The sequence below is a fragment of the Bordetella sp. FB-8 genome, from assembly GCF_000382185.1.
GTDB lineage: Bacteria > Pseudomonadota > Gammaproteobacteria > Burkholderiales > Burkholderiaceae_B > Bordetella.
Genome location: NZ_KB907784.1, coordinates 3,476,318 through 3,496,632, shown reverse-complemented (window position 1 = coordinate 3,496,632; position 20,315 = coordinate 3,476,318). Strand labels below are relative to the sequence as shown.

Annotated in this window: 14 protein-coding genes and 2 rRNA genes; 7 read left to right on the top strand and 9 right to left on the bottom strand. The window is 60.6% G+C overall.

Annotated features, from left to right (window positions below):
* Positions 1-92 precede the first annotated feature (92 nt).
* Positions 93-2,974: ribosomal RNA gene (locus H143_RS0116680) — 23S ribosomal RNA — on the top strand.
* Positions 2,975-3,144: 170 nt separating this feature from the next.
* Positions 3,145-3,257: ribosomal RNA gene (gene rrf / locus H143_RS0116675) — 5S ribosomal RNA — on the top strand.
* Positions 3,258-3,519: 262 nt separating this feature from the next.
* Here rrf and rfbC read toward each other — a convergent pair.
* The 5 genes from rfbC to H143_RS0116650 form a co-directional block, all read right to left on the bottom strand.
* Complete coding sequence (gene rfbC, locus H143_RS0116670) at positions 3,520-4,071, bottom strand: dTDP-4-dehydrorhamnose 3,5-epimerase (RefSeq protein WP_019939403.1); 552 nt, start codon at positions 4,069-4,071, stop codon at positions 3,520-3,522.
* On the bottom strand, positions 4,068-4,955 hold the full coding sequence (gene rfbA, locus H143_RS0116665) for a glucose-1-phosphate thymidylyltransferase RfbA (protein ID WP_019939402.1): 888 nt from the start codon (positions 4,953-4,955) through the stop codon (positions 4,068-4,070). Before rfbA ends, rfbC begins: the two co-directional genes overlap by 4 nt.
* A gap of 46 nt (positions 4,956-5,001) precedes the next feature.
* Positions 5,002-6,657 (bottom strand): PhoH family protein, encoded by a 1,656-nt coding sequence (locus H143_RS0116660; protein ID WP_019939401.1) that lies wholly within the window; start codon positions 6,655-6,657, stop codon positions 5,002-5,004.
* Between the two features lie 67 nt (positions 6,658-6,724).
* Positions 6,725-7,189 carry a peroxiredoxin gene (locus H143_RS0116655; RefSeq protein ID WP_019939400.1) on the bottom strand — a complete coding sequence of 155 codons (465 nt, stop codon included), beginning with the start codon at positions 7,187-7,189 and terminating at the stop codon, positions 6,725-6,727.
* On the bottom strand, positions 7,189-7,674 hold the full coding sequence (locus H143_RS0116650) for an Mth938-like domain-containing protein (protein WP_019939399.1): 486 nt from the start codon (positions 7,672-7,674) through the stop codon (positions 7,189-7,191). Before H143_RS0116650 ends, H143_RS0116655 begins: the two co-directional genes overlap by 1 nt.
* A gap of 167 nt (positions 7,675-7,841) precedes the next feature.
* Here H143_RS0116650 and alaC point away from each other — a divergent pair, with 167 nt between their 5' ends.
* Genes alaC through thrC form a run of 3 tightly spaced genes read left to right on the top strand, consistent with a single transcriptional unit; the run spans position 7,842 to position 11,820 of the window.
* Entirely contained in the window at positions 7,842-9,071 is a 1,230-nt protein-coding gene (gene alaC, locus H143_RS0116645; RefSeq protein ID WP_019939398.1) for an alanine transaminase, read from the top strand.
* 35 nt (positions 9,072-9,106) lie between these two features.
* A complete protein-coding gene (locus H143_RS0116640) occupies positions 9,107-10,411 on the top strand; it encodes a homoserine dehydrogenase (RefSeq protein WP_026350167.1) in 1,305 nt (434 codons plus the stop codon).
* Positions 10,411-11,820, top strand: coding sequence for a threonine synthase (gene thrC / locus H143_RS0116635; protein WP_019939396.1), 1,410 nt, complete (start codon positions 10,411-10,413; stop codon positions 11,818-11,820). The genes H143_RS0116640 and thrC overlap by 1 nt, the downstream gene beginning before the upstream one ends.
* A gap of 65 nt (positions 11,821-11,885) precedes the next feature.
* Here thrC and H143_RS0116630 read toward each other — a convergent pair whose 3' ends face one another.
* From H143_RS0116630 to H143_RS0116615, 4 genes are all read right to left on the bottom strand, one after another.
* The gene (locus H143_RS0116630; RefSeq protein ID WP_019939395.1) at positions 11,886-12,167 is read right to left on the bottom strand and encodes a hypothetical protein; all 282 of its coding nucleotides are present in this window, start codon (positions 12,165-12,167) and stop codon (positions 11,886-11,888) included.
* On the bottom strand, positions 12,164-13,189 hold the full coding sequence (locus H143_RS0116625; protein WP_019939394.1) for a class 1 fructose-bisphosphatase: 1,026 nt from the start codon (positions 13,187-13,189) through the stop codon (positions 12,164-12,166). The genes H143_RS0116630 and H143_RS0116625 overlap by 4 nt, the downstream gene beginning before the upstream one ends.
* Before the next feature lie 10 nt (positions 13,190-13,199).
* A complete protein-coding gene (gene pepN, locus H143_RS0116620; RefSeq protein ID WP_019939393.1) occupies positions 13,200-15,911 on the bottom strand; it encodes an aminopeptidase N in 2,712 nt (903 codons plus the stop codon).
* Between the two features lie 283 nt (positions 15,912-16,194).
* Entirely contained in the window at positions 16,195-16,560 is a 366-nt protein-coding gene (locus H143_RS0116615; protein ID WP_019939392.1) for an H-NS family nucleoid-associated regulatory protein, read from the bottom strand.
* Between the two features lie 217 nt (positions 16,561-16,777).
* Between H143_RS0116615 and tldD the strand changes: the two genes are divergently transcribed.
* Positions 16,778-18,238, top strand: a complete 1,461-nt coding sequence (gene tldD / locus H143_RS0116610; protein ID WP_019939391.1) for a metalloprotease TldD — start codon at positions 16,778-16,780, stop codon at positions 18,236-18,238.
* A 177-nt stretch (positions 18,239-18,415) separates the two neighbouring features.
* Positions 18,416-20,218: a methyl-accepting chemotaxis protein gene (locus tag H143_RS0116605; RefSeq protein WP_019939390.1), complete on the top strand. Its 1,803-nt coding sequence runs from the start codon at positions 18,416-18,418 to the stop codon at positions 20,216-20,218.
* Positions 20,219-20,315: the final 97 nt, after the last annotated feature.

The following is a 20,315-nucleotide window of genomic DNA, read 5'->3' as shown; positions in this document are numbered from 1 at the left end:
GCGTGAGGGGTGAAAGCTGTTGTTTTTGGAACGGCACAAGCGCGAATGAACAGCACCTATAAAGAGCACCTTGAAAGAGGTAAGCGTTATAGGATCAAGCGACTAAGTGCATATGGTGGATGCCTTGGCGACCACAGGCGATGAAGGACGTAGTAGCCTGCGAAAAGCTGCGGGGAGCTGGCAAACAAGCTTTGATCCGCAGATATCCGAATGGGGCAACCCACTCCGAAAGGAGTATCCGTAGCTGAATACATAGGCTGCGAGAGGCGAACCGGGTGAACTGAAACATCTCAGTAGCTCGAGGAAAAGAAATCAACCGAGATTGCGAAAGTAGCGGCGAGCGAAATTGCAAGAGCCTTTGCGTTTTAGCTTTTGTCATAGTCGAACGGGATGGAAAGCCCGGCCGTAGCAGGTGATAGCCCTGTAGGCGAAATGACGTAAGTGGAACTAGGCGCAAGAGAAGTAGGGCGGGACACGTGAAATCCTGTCTGAAGATGGGGGGACCATCCTCCAAGGCTAAATACTCGTGGTCGACCGATAGTGAACCAGTACCGTGAGGGAAAGGCGAAAAGAACCCCGGAAGGGGAGTGAAATAGATCCTGAAACCGTATGCATACAAACAGTCGGAGCCTCCTTGTGGGGTGACGGCGTACCTTTTGTATAATGGGTCAGCGACTTACATTCAGTGGCGAGCTTAACCGAATAGGGAAGGCGTAGCGAAAGCGAGTCCGAATAGGGCGTCTAGTCGCTGGGTGTAGACCCGAAACCAGATGATCTACCCATGGCCAGGTTGAAGGCACGGTAACACGTGCTGGAGGACCGAACCCACTAGTGTTGAAAAACTAGGGGATGAGCTGTGGATAGGGGTGAAAGGCTAAACAAATCTGGAAATAGCTGGTTCTCTCCGAAAACTATTTAGGTAGTGCCTCGCGTGATTACTGTCGGGGGTAGAGCACTGTTATGGCTAGGGGGTCATGGCGACTTACCAAACCATGGCAAACTCCGAATACCGACAAGTACAGCGCGGGAGACAGAGCACCGGGTGCTAACGTCCGGACTCAAGAGGGAAACAACCCAGACCGCCAGCTAAGGTCCCGAATTATCGCTAAGTGGGAAACGAAGTGGGAAGGCCCAGACAGTCAGGAGGTTGGCTTAGAAGCAGCCATCCTTTAAAGAAAGCGTAATAGCTCACTGATCGAGTCGTCCTGCGCGGAAGATGTAACGGGGCTAAGCGATAAACCGAAGCTGCGGGTGTGTACTATGTACACGCGGTAGGAGAGCGTTCTGTAAGCCTGCGAAGGTAGCTTGTGAAGGCTGCTGGAGGTATCAGAAGTGCGAATGCTGACATGAGTAGCGATAAAGGGGGTGAAAAGCCCCCTCGCCGTAAGTCCAAGGTTTCCTGCGCAACGTTCATCGGCGCAGGGTGAGTCGGCCCCTAAGGCGAGGCAGAGATGCGTAGCTGATGGGAAGCTGGTTAATATTCCAGCACCGTCGTACAGTGCGATGGGGGGACGGATCGCGGATCATCATCAGGGTGTTGGAAGTCCCTGTTGCTGCATTGAAGAGGGCGCTTAGGTAAATCCGGGCGCGTAACTCAAGGGTGTGGCGCGAGGCCCCATGTGGGCCGAAGTGATAGGAAGTGGTTCCAGGAAAAGCCTCTAAGCTTCAGCTGTACGAGACCGTACCGCAAACCGACACAGGTGGACGGGATGAATATTCCAAGGCGCTTGAGAGAACTCGGGAGAAGGAACTCGGCAAATTGATACCGTAACTTCGGGAGAAGGTATGCCCTGTTAGGGTGAGACGCCTGCGCGTCGAGCCTGAGAGGGTCGCAGAGAATCGGTGGCTGCGACTGTTTATTAAAAACACAGCACTCTGCTAAGACGAAAGTCGACGTATAGGGTGTGACGCCTGCCCGGTGCCGGAAGGTTAAGTGATGGGGTGCAAGCTCTTGATCGAAGCCCCGGTAAACGGCGGCCGTAACTATAACGGTCCTAAGGTAGCGAAATTCCTTGTCGGGTAAGTTCCGACCTGCACGAATGGCGTAACGATGGCCACACTGTCTCCTCCCGAGACTCAGCGAAGTTGAAGTGTTTGTGATGATGCAATCTACCCGCGGCTAGACGGAAAGACCCCATGAACCTTTACTGTAGCTTTGCATTGGATTGTGAACCGGCCTGTGTAGGATAGGTGGGAGGCGCTGAAAATTGGTCGCCAGATCAGTTGGAGCCAACCTTGAAATACCACCCTGGTTTGTTTGCGGTTCTAACCTAGGTCCGTTACCCGGATCGGGGACAGTGCATGGTGGGCAGTTTGACTGGGGCGGTCTCCTCCCAAAGCGTAACGGAGGAGTTCGAAGGTACGCTAGGTACGGTCGGAAATCGTGCTGATAGTGCAATGGCATAAGCGTGCTTGACTGTGAGACTGACAAGTCGAACAGGTGCGAAAGCAGGACATAGTGATCCGGTGGTTCTGAATGGAAGGGCCATCGCTCAACGGATAAAAGGTACTCTGGGGATAACAGGCTGATACCGCCCAAGAGTTCATATCGACGGCGGTGTTTGGCACCTCGATGTCGGCTCATCTCATCCTGGGGCTGTAGCCGGTCCCAAGGGTATGGCTGTTCGCCATTTAAAGAGGTACGTGAGCTGGGTTTAAAACGTCGTGAGACAGTTTGGTCCCTATCTGCCGTGGGCGTTGGATACTTGACGGAGCCTGCTCCTAGTACGAGAGGACCGGAGTGGACGTACCTCTGGTGTACCGGTTGTCATGCCAATGGCATTGCCGGGTAGCTAAGTACGGAAGAGATAACCGCTGAAGGCATCTAAGCGGGAAACTCGTCTGAAGATTAGGTATCCCTGAGGACTCGATCCTCCTAAAGGGTCGTTCAAGACCAGGACGTTGATAGGTCGGGTGTGCAAGTGCAGTAATGCATTGAGCTAACCGATACTAATTGCCCGTGCGGCTTGATCCTATAACCCTTACCTTTACAGATCCTACGATCTGATCGGTGCTGCATCGCGCAGCTACCGTTCCACACAGAACATACTCTGTGCATCACATCCCCGAGGCTAATCCCCTCAACGTGTGCTTCTTCCCCCATTCGGACCGTTGGACTGACCTCCAACCGTCCTACCCCCTTCGCCTGACGACCATAGCGTCTCGGTACCACCCCTTCCCTTCCCGAACAGGACCGTGAAACGAGACCGCGCCGATGATAGTGGATGTACATCTGTGAAAGTAGGTCATCGTCAGGCTCTTATCCCTCAAACGCCCCAGCTACTCACGCTGGGGCGTTTGTCTTTGTGCGGTAAGATCCTTTGAGCTGCCCCCCCAGCAGCCCACCACCCCGCGCCCTAATACCCCCTCACACGCTTATTCCATAAAAAAACCCCTCCACCGAATACATCGGCAAGGGGCCTTCTTATCGCCACGCCTAACCCGTAAAAACAGGAAAAGCTCGGTTTTCTGACCGTCAGGTCCGTGATTTGCTTTTCGGTTGCAAGCTGTTGGGCACAATTAATCGAAAAATTCCGCCTGTGCCCAAATCACGCCTTCGGCGTCTTTGGCGGCCAGTTTCGGCTCGCCCTGGATGGGCCAAGCGATATCGAGGGCGGGGTCGTTCCACCGAAGCGTGCGTTCGTGCTGCGGCGCATAGTAGTCGGTGGTCTTGTAGAGAAATTCCGCCGTTTCGCTGAGAACGACAAAGCCGTGCGCAAAGCCTTCCGGTATCCAGGCCTGCTTCTTGTTCTCGGCGCTTAGAATCAGGCCGACCCATTTGCCGAATGTGGGCGAGCTTTGGCGCAGGTCCACGCCGACATCCCAAACTTCGCCTTGTGTGACCCGAACGAGTTTGCCCTGAGGCTGCCGTATTTGATAGTGCAAGCCGCGCAGCACGTTGCGGGACGACTTGGAGTGGTTGTCCTGAACAAAGTCGCACCTGATGCCAGTTGCCTCGGCAAATGCGCGTGCATTGAAGCTTTCGAAGAAAAAGCCGCGGTCATCGCCAAAGACCTTGGGCTCGATGACGAGCATGTCGGGTATGGCGGTGGGGGTGACTTGCAGGGTCAAAATACGTTCCCTTCGATTCGGGTGATCAGGTATTGGCCATATCCGTTCTTGAGCAGAGGCAGCGCGAGTTTACGCACCTGCTCGGCATCGATCCAGCCTTGGTGGTAGGCGATTTCCTCGGGACAGGCGACTTTCAAGCCCTGGCGGTTTTCGATGGTCTGGATGAAAAGACTGGCCTCGAGCATGGATTCGTGCGTACCGGTGTCCAGCCAGGCGTAGCCGCGGCCCATGACTTCGACATTCAGCTCGCTGCGCTCCAGGTAAGTTTGGTTGATATCGGTAATTTCGAGCTCGCCGCGCGGACTAGGCTTGATACTTTTGGCGATATCGATGACTTCGCTGTCGTAGAAGTACAGGCCGGTGACGGCGTACTTGGACTTGGGCTGTTTGGGCTTTTCTTCAATGCTGGTGGCGTGACCTTGGGCATCGAAGGCAACTACGCCGTAACGCTCCGGATCGTGCACGTGGTAGGCGAAGACGCTGGCCCCCGTCGGCTGTGCATTGGCATCTTCGAGCAATTTCTGGAATTCGTGGCCATAGAAAATGTTGTCGCCTAGAACCAGGGCGCTGGGACTTGCGCCCAGGAATTTCTCGCCGATGAGAAAGGCCTGCGCCAGTCCGTCCGGACTGGGCTGCACAGCATAGTGCAGATTGAGGCCCCATTGGGCGCCGTCGCCCAGCAACTGCTGGAAGCGTGGCGTGTCCTGGGGCGTGGAAATGACGAGAATGTCACGGATGCCCGCCAGCATCAGTGTGCTGAGCGGGTAGTAGATCATTGGTTTGTCGAAGATCGGCAGTAACTGCTTGGAGACAGCCAGAGTGGCGGGGTACAGGCGGGTGCCCGATCCTCCGGCCAGAATTATGCCTTTGCGGTTCGTGGCCATATTGTTGTGGTTGGGAGCGTTGAGAGAAGGGTCCGGGGAACGGACTTTACAGTACGTCTCCGGCGTAATCGGCCAGGCGTGACCGCTCGCCGCGCTGCAGGGTGATGTGACCCGCGTGCGGCCAGCCCTTGAATCGGTCGACCACATAGGTCAGCCCGGAGCTGCCTTCGGTCAGGTAGGGCGTGTCGATCTGGGCGATATTTCCCAGACATATCACCTTGGTTCCCGGACCGGCGCGCGTGACCAGCGTTTTCATTTGCTTGGGCGTGAGGTTTTGCGCTTCGTCGATGATCAGGTACTTGTTCAGGAAGGTGCGCCCGCGCATGAAATTGAGCGATTTGACCTTGATGCGCGAGCGGATCAGATCCATGGTCGCCGCGCGGCCCCAATCGCCATTGCCTTCGCCTTCGCCCATGTTGAGCACGTCGAGATTGTCCTCGAGCGCGCCCATCCAGGGCAGCATTTTTTCTTCTTCAGTGCCGGGCAGGAAGCCGATGTCCTCGCCCACCGGCACCGTGACGCGAGTCATGATGATTTCGGTATAGCGCTTGGTTTCCAGTACCTGCGTGATGCCGGCGGCCAGTGCTAGCAACGTCTTGCCGGTACCGGCCTGGCCTAGTAGCGAGATGAAGTCGACGTCGGGATTCATCAGCAGGTTGAGCGCGAAGTTTTGTTCGCGATTGCGCGCGGTGATGCCCCAGACGTTGTTCTTGCCGTGCGTATAGTCGCGCAGCGTAGCCAGTACGGCCGTCTTGCCGCTGACCTCGCGCACCTGTGCGTACAAGGGCATCTGGCCTTCGAAGTAGACGAACTGGTTGACCACGAACTGGGCGCACAGCGGGCCTTTGATGCGATAGAACGTGGTACCACCTTGCTGCCAGGACTCGACGTCTTTGCCGTGGCGGTTCCAGAAGTCCTCGGGCAATTGCATCATGCCCGCGTACATCAGGTCGGTATCTTCGAGGACGTGATCGTTGTAGTAGTCCTCGGCCTGCATGCCCAGCGTGCGGGCTTTCAGGCGCATGTTGATGTCCTTGGACACCAGTACCACTTCGCGCTGCGGGTATTTTTCCTGCAAGGCGCGCACCACGCCCAGGATCTGGTTGTCGGCCTTGCCCATGGGCAGATCCGATGGCAGGGTGCTGTGGATGGCCGTGGTCTGGAATAGCAGGCGGCCTGTGGCCTCCTTGTTGCCCAGCCCGGCCAGGTCCAGGCCTTCGTTCAGATTGCTGGCGCTTTGCACCAGCGAGTCGAGTGAGCGGCTGACCTGTCGGGCGTTGCGTGCAACTTCCGACATGCCCTTTTTCTGGTGGTCGAGTTCTTCCAGCGTCATCATGGGCAGGAAGATGTCGTGCTCTTCGAAACGGAAGATCGAGCTCGGGTCGTGCAGCAGCACGTTGGTGTCGAGCACGAAGAGCTTGCGCACGGCTGGTTGAGTTTTGGCCTTGGTCCTGCGGACCGCGGCAGGCGTGGGTCTGGCGCGCGGGGCTTCTGCGTGCACCAGGGCCGGCGCGGCGGGCTGCGCGATAGAAAACCCCTCGGTTTGCAGGCCGTCCAGTTCGGGCTGGTGGTGCGGCTCCATATCGACGGGTCTGGCGGCGGAACTGGCGGCGCTCGGCGCGGGACTTGCAGCGGGCGCGGATTCGCCCTTGTGGAAAGTCAGAATGGCTGCGGGACGGGTGGGCATCTTGGGAAGCGGCATATGCTGGACTCTCCTGTGTGGGCCGGAACCGGCCCGGATACGAACGCGGTGGCGGGTCGCGCGGGCGTCAGCCTATGCTGATAGCGGCCTGCAGAACTTCGCTGGCATGGCCGGGTACCTTTAGGCCGCGCCAAGCCTGCACCAGCAGGCCGTGGGCGTCGATCAGGAAGGTGCTGCGCTCGATGCCGCGCACTTGCTTGCCGTACATGTTCTTTTGCTTGATGACTCCGTATAGATTGCAGAGCGTCTCGTCTGGGTCGGAGATCAAGGGAAAGGGCAGGCTGAATTTTTCGCAGAAATTGGCGTGCGACTTGAGCGAGTCGCGTGACACGCCCACGACCACCGTACTGGCCGCGAGAAATTGGTCGTGCAGGTCGCGGAAGTCCTGGCCTTCGGTGGTGCAGCCTGGGGTGTTGTCCTTGGGGTAGAAGTACAGCACCACGGCGCGGCCGCGGCATTGAGACAGGTCGATGGTGCCGATAGTGCTTTCGGCGACGAATTGCGGGGCGGGCTTGCCGATGAGCGCGGACATCAGTCGCTTGCTCCTTGGAGGGATTCGTTGGGGGGCAAAAGTGCGGCGACGACGCGGCGGCCTTCTGCCATGAGGATGTTGTAGGTGCGTGCCGCGGCCTGGGTGTCCATTACCTCGATGCCTACGCCGGCGGCCAGCAGCGGGCGAAGGATGGCGGGAGATAACATTTTCTGGCGCGCGCCGGTGCCGACCAGCAGCACTTCGGGCGCGTTGGGCGAGCGGGCGAGGGACAGCCCGCCCGAGGCGGTGGACTCGGGGTCGTCGAGAAAGGCCAGTGGGTCGCGCAACGCTCGGGACAGGCCGGCGGCTTGCTCGAGAAGAGCACAGCTTATGTCGGCCGCGGATGCTACGGGCCATTCAGTGACGGCGCCCTCAGGACCGAAAGCGACTGCGTGGGAAAAGCGGACCTGGTTGACCTCGATGTAGTCAAGGCCGTAAGCGGTGACGGTGTTGAGCGTCGTCGCGGGATTAGTATGTAGTTTCAATATGCTCAGCTTCGGTGAAATGCAGGCTGGTCGCTTCGATCATAGCGCATCGTGATGGCGGCATTGTTGCATGGCGCCTACAGGGTGAGGGACGGATGCAGTTCATTTGCTGCACTGCGACGTTGCTGCTAGATTACAAAGTTTCCCAGCTTATCTCCAACTAAGGAATGCCCGCCGTGAGTGCCGTTGACAAAAATGCGGAAAGACCCGCGCGCCAGTTCACCCGCATCGAGCGCCTGCCGCCTTATGTGTTCAACATCACGGCCGAACTCAAGATGGCCGCGCGGCGGCGCGGCGAGGACATCATCGACATGTCCATGGGCAACCCCGACGGCGCTACGCCTCAGCATATCGTCGACAAAATGGTCGAGGCCACGCTGCGGCCCACCACGCACGGCTACTCGGTTTCCAAGGGTATTCCGCGTCTGCGCAAGGCCATATGTGATTGGTATCAGCGCCGCTACGCGGTCGAGTTCGATCCGGACTCCGAGGCCATTGTCACGATCGGCTCAAAGGAAGGCCTGGCCCACTTGATGCTGGCCACGCTGGACCGCGGCGACACGGTGTTGGTGCCCAATCCCAGTTATCCCATCCACATCTACGGCGCGGTGATTGCGGGCGCAAACATCCGCTCGGTACGCATGACGCCGGGCGTGGATTTCTTCGACGAACTCGAGCGCGCGGTGCGCGAGTCGATTCCCAAGCCCAAGATGATGATCCTGGGCTTTCCGAGCAATCCGACGGCGCAGTGCGTGGACCTGTCCTTCTTCGAGCGCGTGGTCGCGCTGGCCAAGGAGCACGACATCCTGGTGGTGCACGACCTAGCCTATGCTGACATTTGCTTCGATGGCTATGTAGCGCCTTCCATCATGCAGGTGCCGGGGGCTCGCGACGTGGCCGTCGAGTTCTTCACCATGAGCAAGAGCTACAACATGGCCGGCTGGCGCATCGGCTACATGGTGGGCAACCGCGAACTGGTTGGCGCGCTGGCGCGCATCAAGAGCTATCACGATTACGGCACCTTCACGCCCATCCAGGTAGCCTCGATCGCCGCGCTGGACGGTCCGCAGGACTGCGTCAGCGAGATCGTGGCGCAATACCAGAGCCGCCGTGACGTACTGGCCAAGGGACTGATCGAGGCGGGCTGGAACGTCGATATTCCCAAGGCCTCGATGTATATATGGGCGCGAATTCCCGAGCCTTACCGCGCAATGGGTTCATTGGAATTTGCCAAGCGTGTGCTGGCCGACGCCAAGGTTGCGGTATCGCCGGGCATTGGTTTCGGCGAATACGGCGATGAATACGTGCGCTTCGCCCTGATCGAAAACGAGCAGCGCACGCGCCAGGCGGTTCGCGGCATCAAAGAGATGTTTCGCAAGGACGGTCTGCTGAAATGACAAATCCGAGCAAGCACGACGCAAACGTCGAGGCGATGGGTCCGATGAGGGTGGGCCTGGTAGGCTTGGGCGTGGTAGGCGGCGGCACCTGGACCGTGCTGGCGCGCAACGCCGAGGAAATCGCCCGGCGTGCAGGTCGGCGCATCGAAGTTGCGCGCGTGGCCGTGCGCGACATGGCCAAGGCTCGCAGCAAGGTGGGCGAGGCCGTACCGGTGTCCACCGACGCGTTCGGTCTTGTGCGCGATCCCGAGATCGACATCGTGGTCGAATTGATTGGTGGCGATACGCTGGCGCGCGAATTGGTGCTTGAGGCCATCGCCAATGGCAAGCATGTGGTCACGGCCAACAAGGCGCTTCTGGCCAAGCACGGCAACGAGATTTTTGCCGCGGCGTCCAGGCGCGGCGTGATGGTGGCGTTCGAGGCGGCGGTGGCCGGCGGCGTTCCCATCATCAAGGCTATACGCGAGGGCTTGACTGCCAATCGGATCCAATGGCTGGCCGGCATCATCAACGGCACAACCAACTTCATCCTGTCCGAGATGCGCGCGCGCGGGCTGCCGTTCGACCAGGTGCTGGCCGAGGCGCAGCGGCTGGGCTATGCCGAAGCCGATCCGACCTTCGATGTCGAGGGTGTGGACGCGGCGCACAAGCTGACGTTGTTGGCCTCGCTGGCCTTCGGCGTGCCGGTGCAGTTCGATAAGGCCTATATCGAAGGAATTTCCAAACTGGAGGGCGTGGACATCGCTCACGCCGAACGGCTGGGCTACCGCATCAAATTGCTGGGCATCACGCGCCGACGCGCCGAAGGCATCGAGCTGCGCGTGCATCCCGCGCTGGTGCCGGCGGACAAGCTGCTGGCCAACGTCGAGGGTGCCATGAACGCCGTGCTGGTGTACGGCGATGCCGTAGGCCCTACCTTGTATTACGGCCAGGGAGCGGGGGAGGAGCCGACAGCCTCGGCCGTGGTGGCCGATCTGGTCGATATTACGCGCCTGCATACGGCCGATCCGGGCAACCGCGTGCCGCACCTGGCTTTCCAGCCCGATGCCATGTCGGACCTGGCCATCCTGCCCATGGACCAGGTGCGCACTTCGTATTATCTGCGCCTGCGGGTGGATGACGTCCCTGGGGTGCTGGCCGACATCGCCCGCATCCTGGCCGACCGGGGCATTTCCATCGGCTCGATGCTCCAGCAGCCTTCGCATATCGGCGGGGCCGACATCATCTTTCTCACGCACGAAGCCGTCGAAGGCAAGGTCAACGAGGCGATCTGCGCCATCGAAACGCTATCGTTTGTCCGTTCCAAGGTCACGCGCCTGCGCATGGAAAACCTTCAGTGATGAATTACGTATCTACCCGAGGCGGCATGGCGCCGCAGGCGTTCTCCGACATTCTGCTTGAAGGGCTGGCGCCCGACGGCGGTCTGGCCGTGCCGCAGGCATTGCCCCGCATCGACGCAGCGACCCTGGAGTCCTGGCGCGGGCTGGCCTATGCCGACCTGGCGTTCGAGGTCTTGTCGCGCTTCGTTTCCGATATCGCGCCCGAAGATCTGCGCCGGCTGACGCGCGCAGCGTATCAGCCCTCCAGCTTCAAGAGCGCCGATATTGTTCCTTTGAAACCGCTCGACGGCTCGATGGCGCTGCTGGGCTTGTCCGAAGGCCCGACGCTGGCCTTTAAGGACATGGCCATGCAGTTCCTGGGCCAGGCCTTCGAATACGTGCTGGGCAAGCGCGGCGCCACGCTGAACATTCTTGGGGCGACTTCGGGCGATACCGGGTCGGCCGCCGAATACGCGCTGCGCGGCAAGAAAGGCGTTGCCGTGTTCATGCTGTCGCCGCACGGCCGCATGAGCGCCTTTCAGCGCGCGCAGATGTATTCGTTGCAGGACCATAACATCTACAACATCGCCGTGCGCGGCGTATTCGATCAAGCGCAGGACATCGTCAAGACGCTGGCCGGCGACCTGGAATTCAAGAGCCATATGCGTCTGGGCGCAGTCAATTCCATCAATTGGGCACGCATCGCAGCGCAGGTGGTCTACTACTTCTGGGGCTGGCTGCGCGCCACCCGCGGACCGGGACAACAAGTATCGTTCACGGTGCCTTCGGGCAATTTCGGCAATATCCTGTCGGGCCATATCGCTCGCAGCATGGGCTTGCCGGTGCGTCGCCTGGTGCTGGCCACCAACGAGAACAACGTGCTCGAAGAGTTCTTCCGTACAGGCGTCTACAGTCCGCGGGGCCCCGAGCAGACCTATGCCACCTCCAGTCCATCGATGGACATCTCGCGCGCCTCGAATTTCGAGCGCTTCGTCTACGACCTGGTGGGCCAGGACGGCAATCGGGTCAAGGCACTGTGGGCCCAGATGGTAAAGACAGGCCGCTTCGATCTGTCGGCCGAACGCCCGCGCTTCGAGTCCGAGTTCGGTTTCGTGGCGGGCAAGAGCAGCCATGCGGATCGTCTGGACACCATCCGCTCCACGTTCGAGTCCAAGGGCGTGCTGATGGATCCGCATACGGCCGATGGCGTGACGGTGGCGGCCCGGTATGTCGAGTCCGGCATACCCATGCTGGTGCTTGAAACCGCGCTGCCGGCCAAGTTCTCCGAAACCATCCAGCAGGCCATTGGCCGTCCTGCGCCCGTGCCACCTGAGTTGGCAGGTTTGGAGGCGCTGCCGCAGCGCGTCCAAGTGATGGATTGCGATGCAAATCGGGTGCGGGAGTTTCTTGAAAAGCACGCGAAGTTTTGAGTTTTCAAGATGCCGGCCAGGCAGCCTTTCGGGTCCCATGGCCGGCACGGAAACCGATTAAGCGATCAAGCCGCCAAAGCCGCGCGTAGCAACTCATCCAGAAGCCCGTTCATGCCTTCGGGATGCCCGGCGGCCCGCTCCCGCAATTGAGCCACAAGCTTGCTGTCGAGCTTGCAGGCAAAGGAAACAAGCCCCTTGGCCTGATCCTGAAGGCGCTGCTCGCGCCGATCGGGGGCCGTTTCGGCAGAAGCTGCGCTTTTACCGAAACGATCCGAATGCGTCTGCTTCAACGCGTTGGTCAGCTTGAGTGCCTTGTTCTTTGCAAGGTCGAACTTCTTCATTGTCATGGCGTCGCCTCCCAGCCTTGTTCGGCGTGGTACTTGGCCACGCGTTCGACTTCGTTCTTCGAACCCAGGATTACGCTGACGCGCTGGTGCAGTTTTTCGGGCTGCACTTCCATGATGCGCTGCGTGCCGGTGATCGACACGCCGCCGGCTTGCTCCACCAGGAAGCTCATGGGATTGGCTTCGTACATCAGGCGCAGTTTGCCGGGCTTGGACGGCTCGCGCGAATCCCAGGGATACATGAAAATCCCGCCGCGGGTGAGTACGCGATGCACGTCCGCCACCATGGAAGCGATCCAGCGCATGTTGTAGTCCTTGCCCAGCGGACCCGTCTTGCCAGCCAGGCAATCGTCGATATAGTGCTTCATGGGGGGGGCCCAGTGACGCATGTTGGACATATTGATGGCGAATTCCTTGGTGTCTTCGGGGATCTCGTATTTTTCCTGCGTCATCACCCACGAACCCATTTCGCGGTCAAGCGTAAAGCCCACTGCGCCCTGGCCGATGGTGAGCACCAGCATGGTCTGCGGACCGTAGACGGCATATCCGGCGGCCACTTGTGCGGTGCCGGGCTGCAGGAAGTCGTTCTCGACGATCTCCTGACCCAGGCCGTGCGGCGCCTTGAGCACCGAGAAGATCGTGCCGATCGACACGTTCACGTCGATGTTCGACGAGCCGTCCAGAGGATCGAACAGCAGCAGGTATTCGCCCTTGGGGTAGCGGTTGGGGATGGCGTGAAGGGTTTCCATTTCCTCGGATGCCATGGCGGCGAGGTGGCCGCCCCATTCGTTGGCTTCGAGCAGGATCTCGTTGGATAGTACGTCCAGCTTTTTCTGTACTTCCCCCTGGACGTTTTCGGATTCGAGCGCGCCCAGCACGCCGCCCAACGCGCCTTTGCCCACGGCATGGCTGATGCTCTTGCAGGCGCGCGCCACCACTTCGATGAGCAGGCGCAGCTCTGACGAGATCGCCTGGGCCGAACGTTGCTGTTCGACCAGGTATTGCGTGAGGGTCTTTTTCTTCATGAGCGGATTCCTATGCCTGTGGGGCAAATTCCAAAGCTTTCGAAACGATTTCCAGCACGTTGCGCGATAGACCGGGATGGCCGGCGACGCGTTCGAGCGCCTCCTGCATGCGGCCGCGAAGCGTGGGTACGAAGCGCGCCCAGCTGTCCAGCGCACGGGCTAGGCGGGCGGCTATTTCGGGGTTCATTCCATCCAGGGCAATGACCTGGTCGGCCCAGTAGGCGTAGCCCTGGCCGCTGGCCGCATGCATGCCGCGGGCATTGTTCAGGCAGAACTGGAACACCAGCGCACGGGCGCGGTTGGGATTGCGCAACGTGAAGGCCTGGTGCTGCATGAGCAGGCGCACGGCGGCCACATCGGTGGAGCGCGCGGTGGCCTGCAGGGTGAACCATTTATCGACGACGAGGGGGTTGTCCTGCCAGCGGTCGTAAAAAGCCGCCAACGCTTGAGCCGGGGCCGGGCCTTCTCCGTAGTTGATAAGGCTCGAGAGCGCAGCCATGCTGTCGGTCATGTTGCCGGCCTGCGCGTACTGCTGTTCGGCCAGGGCCTGGGCGCCTTCGACCTTGGCAGCCATCAGGTGGGCCAGAGCCAGATTTTTCAAGGCGCGCATGCCGGCCGGACCGGGCGCCGGGCTATAGGTCCCCGGGGTCTGATTGGAATCGAAGGCGGCTCGCCACTGCGGGGCTAGGCTCCGGCCCAGTTCGGCGCGCAGATGGTCGCGCGCGGCGGCCAGTGCCGGCGGATCCATGAGATCCATGCGCTCGGCCAGGGTTTTCTCCGATGGTAGCAGCAGGGTGCGGGCACGGTAGGCGGCATCCAGGTCGGGGTCGGTCAGCTGAGCGCGCCAGGCGTCGATGAAGGCGTCGGCCACGCTCAGGGGTCGGCCCGACTGATGCTGGCGGGCCAGCATCAGAATCTGCCGCGTGGCCAGTTCCTGGCCGGCTTCCCAGCGGGCGAAGGCGTCGGTGTCGTGGGCCGAGAGCAGAGCCAGCTCTTGGTCCGTCCAGGCATAGTCGACGATGACCGGCGCCGAGAAGCCACGCAGGAGCGAAGGCACTGGTGCCGAAGGAATGTCTTCGAATACCCATTGCTGGCGCACTTCGGTCAGTTCCAGCAGCACGGTGCCGGCGGCGGATTTTCCGTCCAATGTGAGCGGCATGGCCTTGCCGGCGCGGTCGATGAGGCCGACGGCAAAAGGAATGTGGAAGGGTTGCTTGGCCGGTTGGCCGGGGCGGCGCTCCACGCCCACCGGCGGGCAGCTTTGCGTCAGCGTCAGGGTGCAACGGTGCGCGGCCGGGTCGTAGCCCAGCGCCACGCTTACGCGCGGCGTGCCGGCCTGGCTGTACCAATTGCGGAACTGCCGCAGATCGCGGCCGGGGTGCCGTTCAACATAGACCGACTCCATGGCAGCGACGAAGTCGTCGCAGGTCACGGCCTGGCCATCGTGGCGGCGGAAGTATTCGTCCATGCCGGCGCGAAATCCTGTTTCGCCCAGCAGCGTGTGTTGCATGCGGATGACTTCGGCGCCTTTTTCGTACACCGTGGCGGTGTAGAAATTGCCGATCTCTTGATAGCTTTCGGGGCGGATGGGGTGGGCCATGGGACCCGCGTCTTCGGGGAATTGCGCGGCGCGCAGGGTAGCCACATCGTCGATGCGCTTGACCGCGCGGGCGCTTGCCGCCGCTGCCGGCGCAAGCGAGCGCTCCATCATGTCGGCGGAGAATTCCTGGTCGCGAAAGACAGTGAGGCCTTCCTTCAAGCTTAGTTGGAACCAGTCGCGGCAGGTGACGCGGTTGCCCGTCCAGTTGTGGAAATATTCGTGGCCGACGACCGATTCGATGCCCTCATAGTTGGCGTCGGTGGCCGTGTCGGCATCGGCGAGCACATAGGCCGCGTTGAAGATATTCAGGCCTTTGTTCTCCATGGCGCCCATATTGAAGTCGCGCACGGCGACCACCATGAAGCGGTCCAGATCCAGTTCCAGGCCGAAGCGGGTTTCGTCCCAGTGTACGGCGTGCACCAGAGATTGCAGCGCCCATTCGGTGCGCGATTCCGAACCCGGATCGCTGTAGACCTGCAGCAGTACTTCGCGTCCGGAGCGCGTTCTGGCACGGGTTTCGCGCAGGGTGAGCTTGCCGGCGACCAGGGCGAAAAGATAGCAGGGCTTGGGAAAGGGATCTTCCCATTCGGCTTCGCGGCGGCCGTCGGGCAGTTCGCGCTCGGCGATCAGGTTGCCGTTGGATAGCAGTACCGGATAGTCGGCACCAGCGCGAAGCAGGACGCGGTAGCGCGACATGACGTCGGGGCGGTCGGCGAACCAGGTGATGCGGCGAAAGCCCTCGGCTTCGCATTGTGTGAAGAAATTATTGCCGGAGACGTAAAGGCCCATGAGCGTGGAGTTGGCCGCGGGATTGCAGCGGCTTACGGTTTCGATCCTGGACTGTGCGGGCAGTCCGCGGATGACCAGGCTGTGCTCGGAAACCGTGTAGAGGCCCGCCGGCCAAGGCTGGCCGTCAACGTGCAGGGAAAGCAGTTCCAGCGCTTCGCCGTTCAGTTCCAGGGGCGTATCGGCCGGGATGTCCTGCCGGCGGTCGATCTGCATGGCGCAATGCACGGTGGTGGCATCGGGCTCGAGATCGAAGGTCAGAGAAACCTGTGGGATGCCGTAAGGATAGGGTTGGTAATCCTTGCGGTAGACGGTGACGGGCGTATCGGTGCGCATGGGGAGTTGTTTCTTTGCGGCGATGAGATGGGGCTATTGTAGTGGGCCGGGGTTCGGATATTCGGGTTGCGCATCGCGATGAGAGGGCGGCCGGCAGGAATCGGCAGTATTCGAAATATCGCAAAACGTTATGAAATGAATTAATTGCATCAAGGCTTCCAGGTTTTATTTTTATTTGACGTGCAGATGCACCGGCCTTGAAAAAGATAATGCCCATATGAGGGCAAGCAAAATGAAAATGGCGCGCCCGAGGCGCGCCATGCCATCGGCCGGCTAATCGGAATCAGGCGATCAGAAAGCTGTCGCGCGCTGCGCCGGCGGTTTCGGCGGCCACCAGCCAGCGGGGGGCCTTGCCGCGGCCGCTCCAGGTTTCGCCAGTCTGGGGATGGCGATACTTGGGTGCCACGGCGCGCTTGGCGGCGCCGTTAGGGCCGGCGGCGACCTTGCGCTTGCCGCCGCGGCCGGATTTGGCCGAACCGTAGGCTGCCGCGACATCGTCCGGAGTGATGCCGTATTCGCGCATGGATTTGACGATGGATGCAATGACAGGCTTGCGGCGCCTGTCATGCAGCGCGGCCGCCTGCTTTTGCAGTTTGGAGATTTCCTTTTCGATTTTCGCCTGCTGGCTGGCGTAGGAGACTCGGGGCATATATTTCTCGGTTGGTCTGCGGGCCATGAACTCTGATTTTGAAATGAAATTTCAGCGGCCTCGGTGGCGGGATAATACTATTTATTTTATTTGCGGGACTATTTCTCGGGCGATATTTTAAATATCGGACGATATCGCGATTGCAAGGGGTGATCGGCGCAACCGGATCGGCAGTACCATAGCGGCTGGATGCCCGTCACTTTTGTACACCGTAAGAATGAAACTCATCGATCCCGCGATTCACTCCCTGGCCACCGCCAAATCCCTGCTGCTCGACCCTTGGGGTCTGACCGAGGCCAACCTCGCTCAGGCGCTGGGGGAGATCTTTGCGCACAAGGTCGACTACGCCGACCTGTATTTCCAGTACACCCGCAGCGAGGGTTGGAGCCTGGAAGAGGGCATCGTCAAGACCGGCAGCTTTTCGATCGGACAGGGCGTGGGCGTGCGTGCCATCAGCGGGGAGAAGACCGCTTTTGCCTACTCCGACAGCCTGTCGCCGCAAGCACTGCTGTCGGCGGCCCATACCGTGCGCGGCATTGCGCGGCGCGGCGCGGGCAAGGTCAAGGTGTCGGCCCAGGTGCCCCCCGATGATTCCCGCAGTCTTTACGCCAGTATCGATCCCTTGGCCACACTGAGCGCGCCGGAGAAAGTCGCCCTGCTCGAGCGCATTGAGCGCATGGCCCGCGCGGCCGATCCGCATGTGATCCAGGTCATGGCGGGCCTGGGCGCCGAGTACGACGTGGTGCTGGTGGCAGGCAGCGACGGTCGGCTGGCCGCGGATGTGAGGCCGCTGGTGCGCTTGTCGTTGACCGTGATTGCCGAACGCGACGGCCGGCGCGAAATGGGCCATGGAGGCGGGGGCGGACGTGTAGGCCTTGAAATGTTCACCGATGAAGTGCTGCGCGAATACGTGAATCGCGCCGTGCATGAAGCCATGGTCAACTTGGAGGCGCGGCCTGCGCCGGCGGGCGAGATGACGGTGGTGCTGGGTTCGGGTTGGCCCGGAATCCTGCTGCACGAAGCCGTGGGCCACGGCCTGGAAGGCGATTTCAACCGCAAGGGTTCCAGCGTGTTTTCCGGCCGCATAGGCGAACGTGTGGCTTCCAAGGGCGTTACCGTGGTCGACGACGGCACGCTCGCCGGCCGCCGCGGCTCGCTCAATGTCGACGACGAAGGCAATGCCACCCAGCACACCGTGTTGATCGAGGACGGCATCCTGCGCGGCTATATGCAGGACACGCTGAACGCACGCTTGATGAAAATGCGCGCTACCGGCAACGGCCGCCGCGAATCCTTCGCGCATCTGCCCATGCCGCGCATGACCAATACTTACATGCTGGCCGGCGCGACGCCCCCCGAAGAGATCATCGCCTCGGTCAAACGCGGTCTTTATGCTGCGAATTTCGGCGGCGGCCAGGTGGACATCACCAGCGGCAAGTTCGTGTTTTCGGCTTCTGAAGCCTACATGATAGAGAACGGCAAGATTACCTATCCGGTCAAGGGTGCCACCCTGATCGGCAACGGTCCCGACGCCATGAATCGTGTGAGCCTGATCGGCAATGACATGAAACTGGACTCGGGGGTGGGCACCTGCGGCAAGGAGGGCCAGAGCGTGCCTGTCGGCGTGGGCATGCCTACCGTGCGCATGGACGGCCTGACCGTCGGCGGAACGGCCTGAGCGAGGTCGTCTTTTTGCTGTGCGAGCAAGGATAAGGCCCCTAGGGAGGGGCTGTTTCCTGGTTGTAATAATGGTGTTACCTTGGGTATCTTATAGTCACCATCCTAAATACGGGTGGGCTCTGAAGAAATCGCGTTCCCCGAACAACGGCTTCATTTTTTACCCAGGGCGCTCATCATGTTCTCCACCATACGTGCACGCATTGTCGCGCTGGCAGTTGCCATCGTCGTGATTGCCCTTGGCGCCAATACCGCGCTGAACTATTACGTCGCGAATCTGCACAACAGTGATTCGGTAAACGACACGCTCCAGGCCGTGGCCGAAAGCCACGCCGAAGGTATCGACGACTGGATCGGCATACACGAGCAGATGATCTCGTCGCTGCAGGACGTAGGGGCGAATGCGGCCGATCCGCTGCCAATGTTCAAGCAAGTCGCGGCGGCGGGCGGCTTCAGCAACGTCTATATCGGCTACGCCAACGGGACTGCGAAGTTCACCGATGCCACCGGTATTCCGGCAGGCTACAACCCGACCGTGCGGCCCTGGTACAAACAAGCCATCCAAGCGGGCAAGGTGATCGTTACACCGCCCTATGTCGATGCGGGTACTGGCAAGCTGGTGGTGTCCTTTGCCGTACCGGTGATGCAAGGCAACTTAGCGAAGGCCGTGATCGGAGGTGATGTCACGATGGATAGCGTGATTGCCAATGTGCGCTCGGTCCACCCTACGCCGGCCAGCTTTGGCATGTTGGTCGACAACAGCGGCAAGATCGTCGCGCACCCGGATGCCAAGCTCACGCTCAAGCCGATCTCGGCGCTGGCGCCCGAGTTGACCGGCGACCGTCTCGCCTCGCTGTACACATCCAAGCAGCCGGTGCCGGTCAAAGTGGACGGCAAGATCAAGCTGATGAGCGCCAAACCCATAACGGGTACTGACTGGCACGTGATCGTCGCCTTCGATCAGGCCGATGCGACGGCGGGCATGCGCTCTTTGCTGACGACTTCGCTGATCACGCTTGTTGTGATCGTGATCGCAGCTGCAGTGATCGTGGCGACGGCGACGGCTGTCTCGTTCAAGCGTCTTTCGCGGGTGCGCAATGCCATGGACGACATCAGCGCGGGCGAAGGCGACCTGACGCGACGTCTGCCCGACGAGGGGGGCGATGAGGTTGCTCAGATCGCGCGCTCGTTCAACGCTTTCATGACCAAGCTGCGCAATGTGATGCGCCAGATCCGCGTCGCGAGCGAGTCCGTGCGTAACGCGAGCGACGAGATCGCCGCAGGCAACGTGGATCTGTCCAGCCGCACCGAATCGGCGGCGGCAAGCCTGGAGCAGACGGCGGCGTCGATGGAGCAGATCACGGCGACGGTGGCGCAGTCGGCCAATGCGGCGCAACAGGCCGACACGACTGCGGCAGCGGCCTCGCAGGTGGCCTCGCGCGGCGGCGCTGTCATCGGCGACGTGGTGAGTACCATGGCCGAGATTGAGGGGGCATCGGTCAAGATCGCGGACATCATCGGCGTGATCGACGGTATTGCGTTCCAGACCAACATTCTTGCGCTGAATGCCGCCGTGGAGGCGGCGCGCGCGGGCGAGCAAGGACGCGGTTTCGCCGTGGTGGCGGGCGAGGTGCGCAACCTTGCGCAGCGCAGCGCCCAGGCAGCCAAGGAAATCAAGGATCTGATCGAATCGACGGTGACCAGCGTTACCTCGGGTTCGCAGCAGGTGCGCCGCGCGGGCGAGACGATGAACGAAATCGTGCAGAACGTGGGCAACGTCACGACCATAATCTCCGAGGTCACGAGCGCGGCGGGAGAGCAGACGCGCGGCATCCAGGAAGTGAACCGCGCCGTGAGCCAGCTCGACGAAATGGTGCAGCAGAACGCAGCACTGGTGGAGCAATCGACGGCTGCGACGGTGGCGCTGCGCGACCAGGCGCTGAGCCTGGCCCAGGCTGTGGGCCAATTCAAGCTCGACTAAAGCGCGATTTGTCAGGCCAGGAATTTATGTGCTAGAGTCGTTCACATGAAATTCGCGATCCCCGCCTTTTATTTTTACTTTTATTTTCTGAAGCCGC

What these genes read in the sequence shown, in the direction of transcription:
- rfbA (WP_019939402.1), bottom strand. Translation starts at nt 4,955, where the DNA reads ATGGCCACGAACCGCAAAGGCATAATTCTGGCCGGAGGATCGGGCACC.
- H143_RS0116660 (WP_019939401.1), bottom strand. Translation starts at nt 6,657, where the DNA reads ATGCCGCTTCCCAAGATGCCCACCCGTCCCGCAGCCATTCTGACTTTC.
- H143_RS0116655 (WP_019939400.1), bottom strand. Translation starts at nt 7,189, where the DNA reads ATGTCCGCGCTCATCGGCAAGCCCGCCCCGCAATTCGTCGCCGAAAGC.
- alaC (WP_019939398.1), top strand. Translation starts at nt 7,842, where the DNA reads ATGCCCGCCGTGAGTGCCGTTGACAAAAATGCGGAAAGACCCGCGCGC.
- H143_RS0116640 (WP_026350167.1), top strand. Translation starts at nt 9,107, where the DNA reads ATGGGTCCGATGAGGGTGGGCCTGGTAGGCTTGGGCGTGGTAGGCGGC.
- thrC (WP_019939396.1), top strand. Translation starts at nt 10,411, where the DNA reads ATGAATTACGTATCTACCCGAGGCGGCATGGCGCCGCAGGCGTTCTCC.
- H143_RS0116630 (WP_019939395.1), bottom strand. Translation starts at nt 12,167, where the DNA reads ATGACAATGAAGAAGTTCGACCTTGCAAAGAACAAGGCACTCAAGCTG.
- H143_RS0116625 (WP_019939394.1), bottom strand. Translation starts at nt 13,189, where the DNA reads ATGAAGAAAAAGACCCTCACGCAATACCTGGTCGAACAGCAACGTTCG.
- pepN (WP_019939393.1), bottom strand. Translation starts at nt 15,911, where the DNA reads ATGCGCACCGATACGCCCGTCACCGTCTACCGCAAGGATTACCAACCC.
- H143_RS0116615 (WP_019939392.1), bottom strand. Translation starts at nt 16,560, where the DNA reads ATGCCCCGAGTCTCCTACGCCAGCCAGCAGGCGAAAATCGAAAAGGAA.
- tldD (WP_019939391.1), top strand. Translation starts at nt 16,778, where the DNA reads ATGAAACTCATCGATCCCGCGATTCACTCCCTGGCCACCGCCAAATCC.
- H143_RS0116605 (WP_019939390.1), top strand. Translation starts at nt 18,416, where the DNA reads ATGTTCTCCACCATACGTGCACGCATTGTCGCGCTGGCAGTTGCCATC.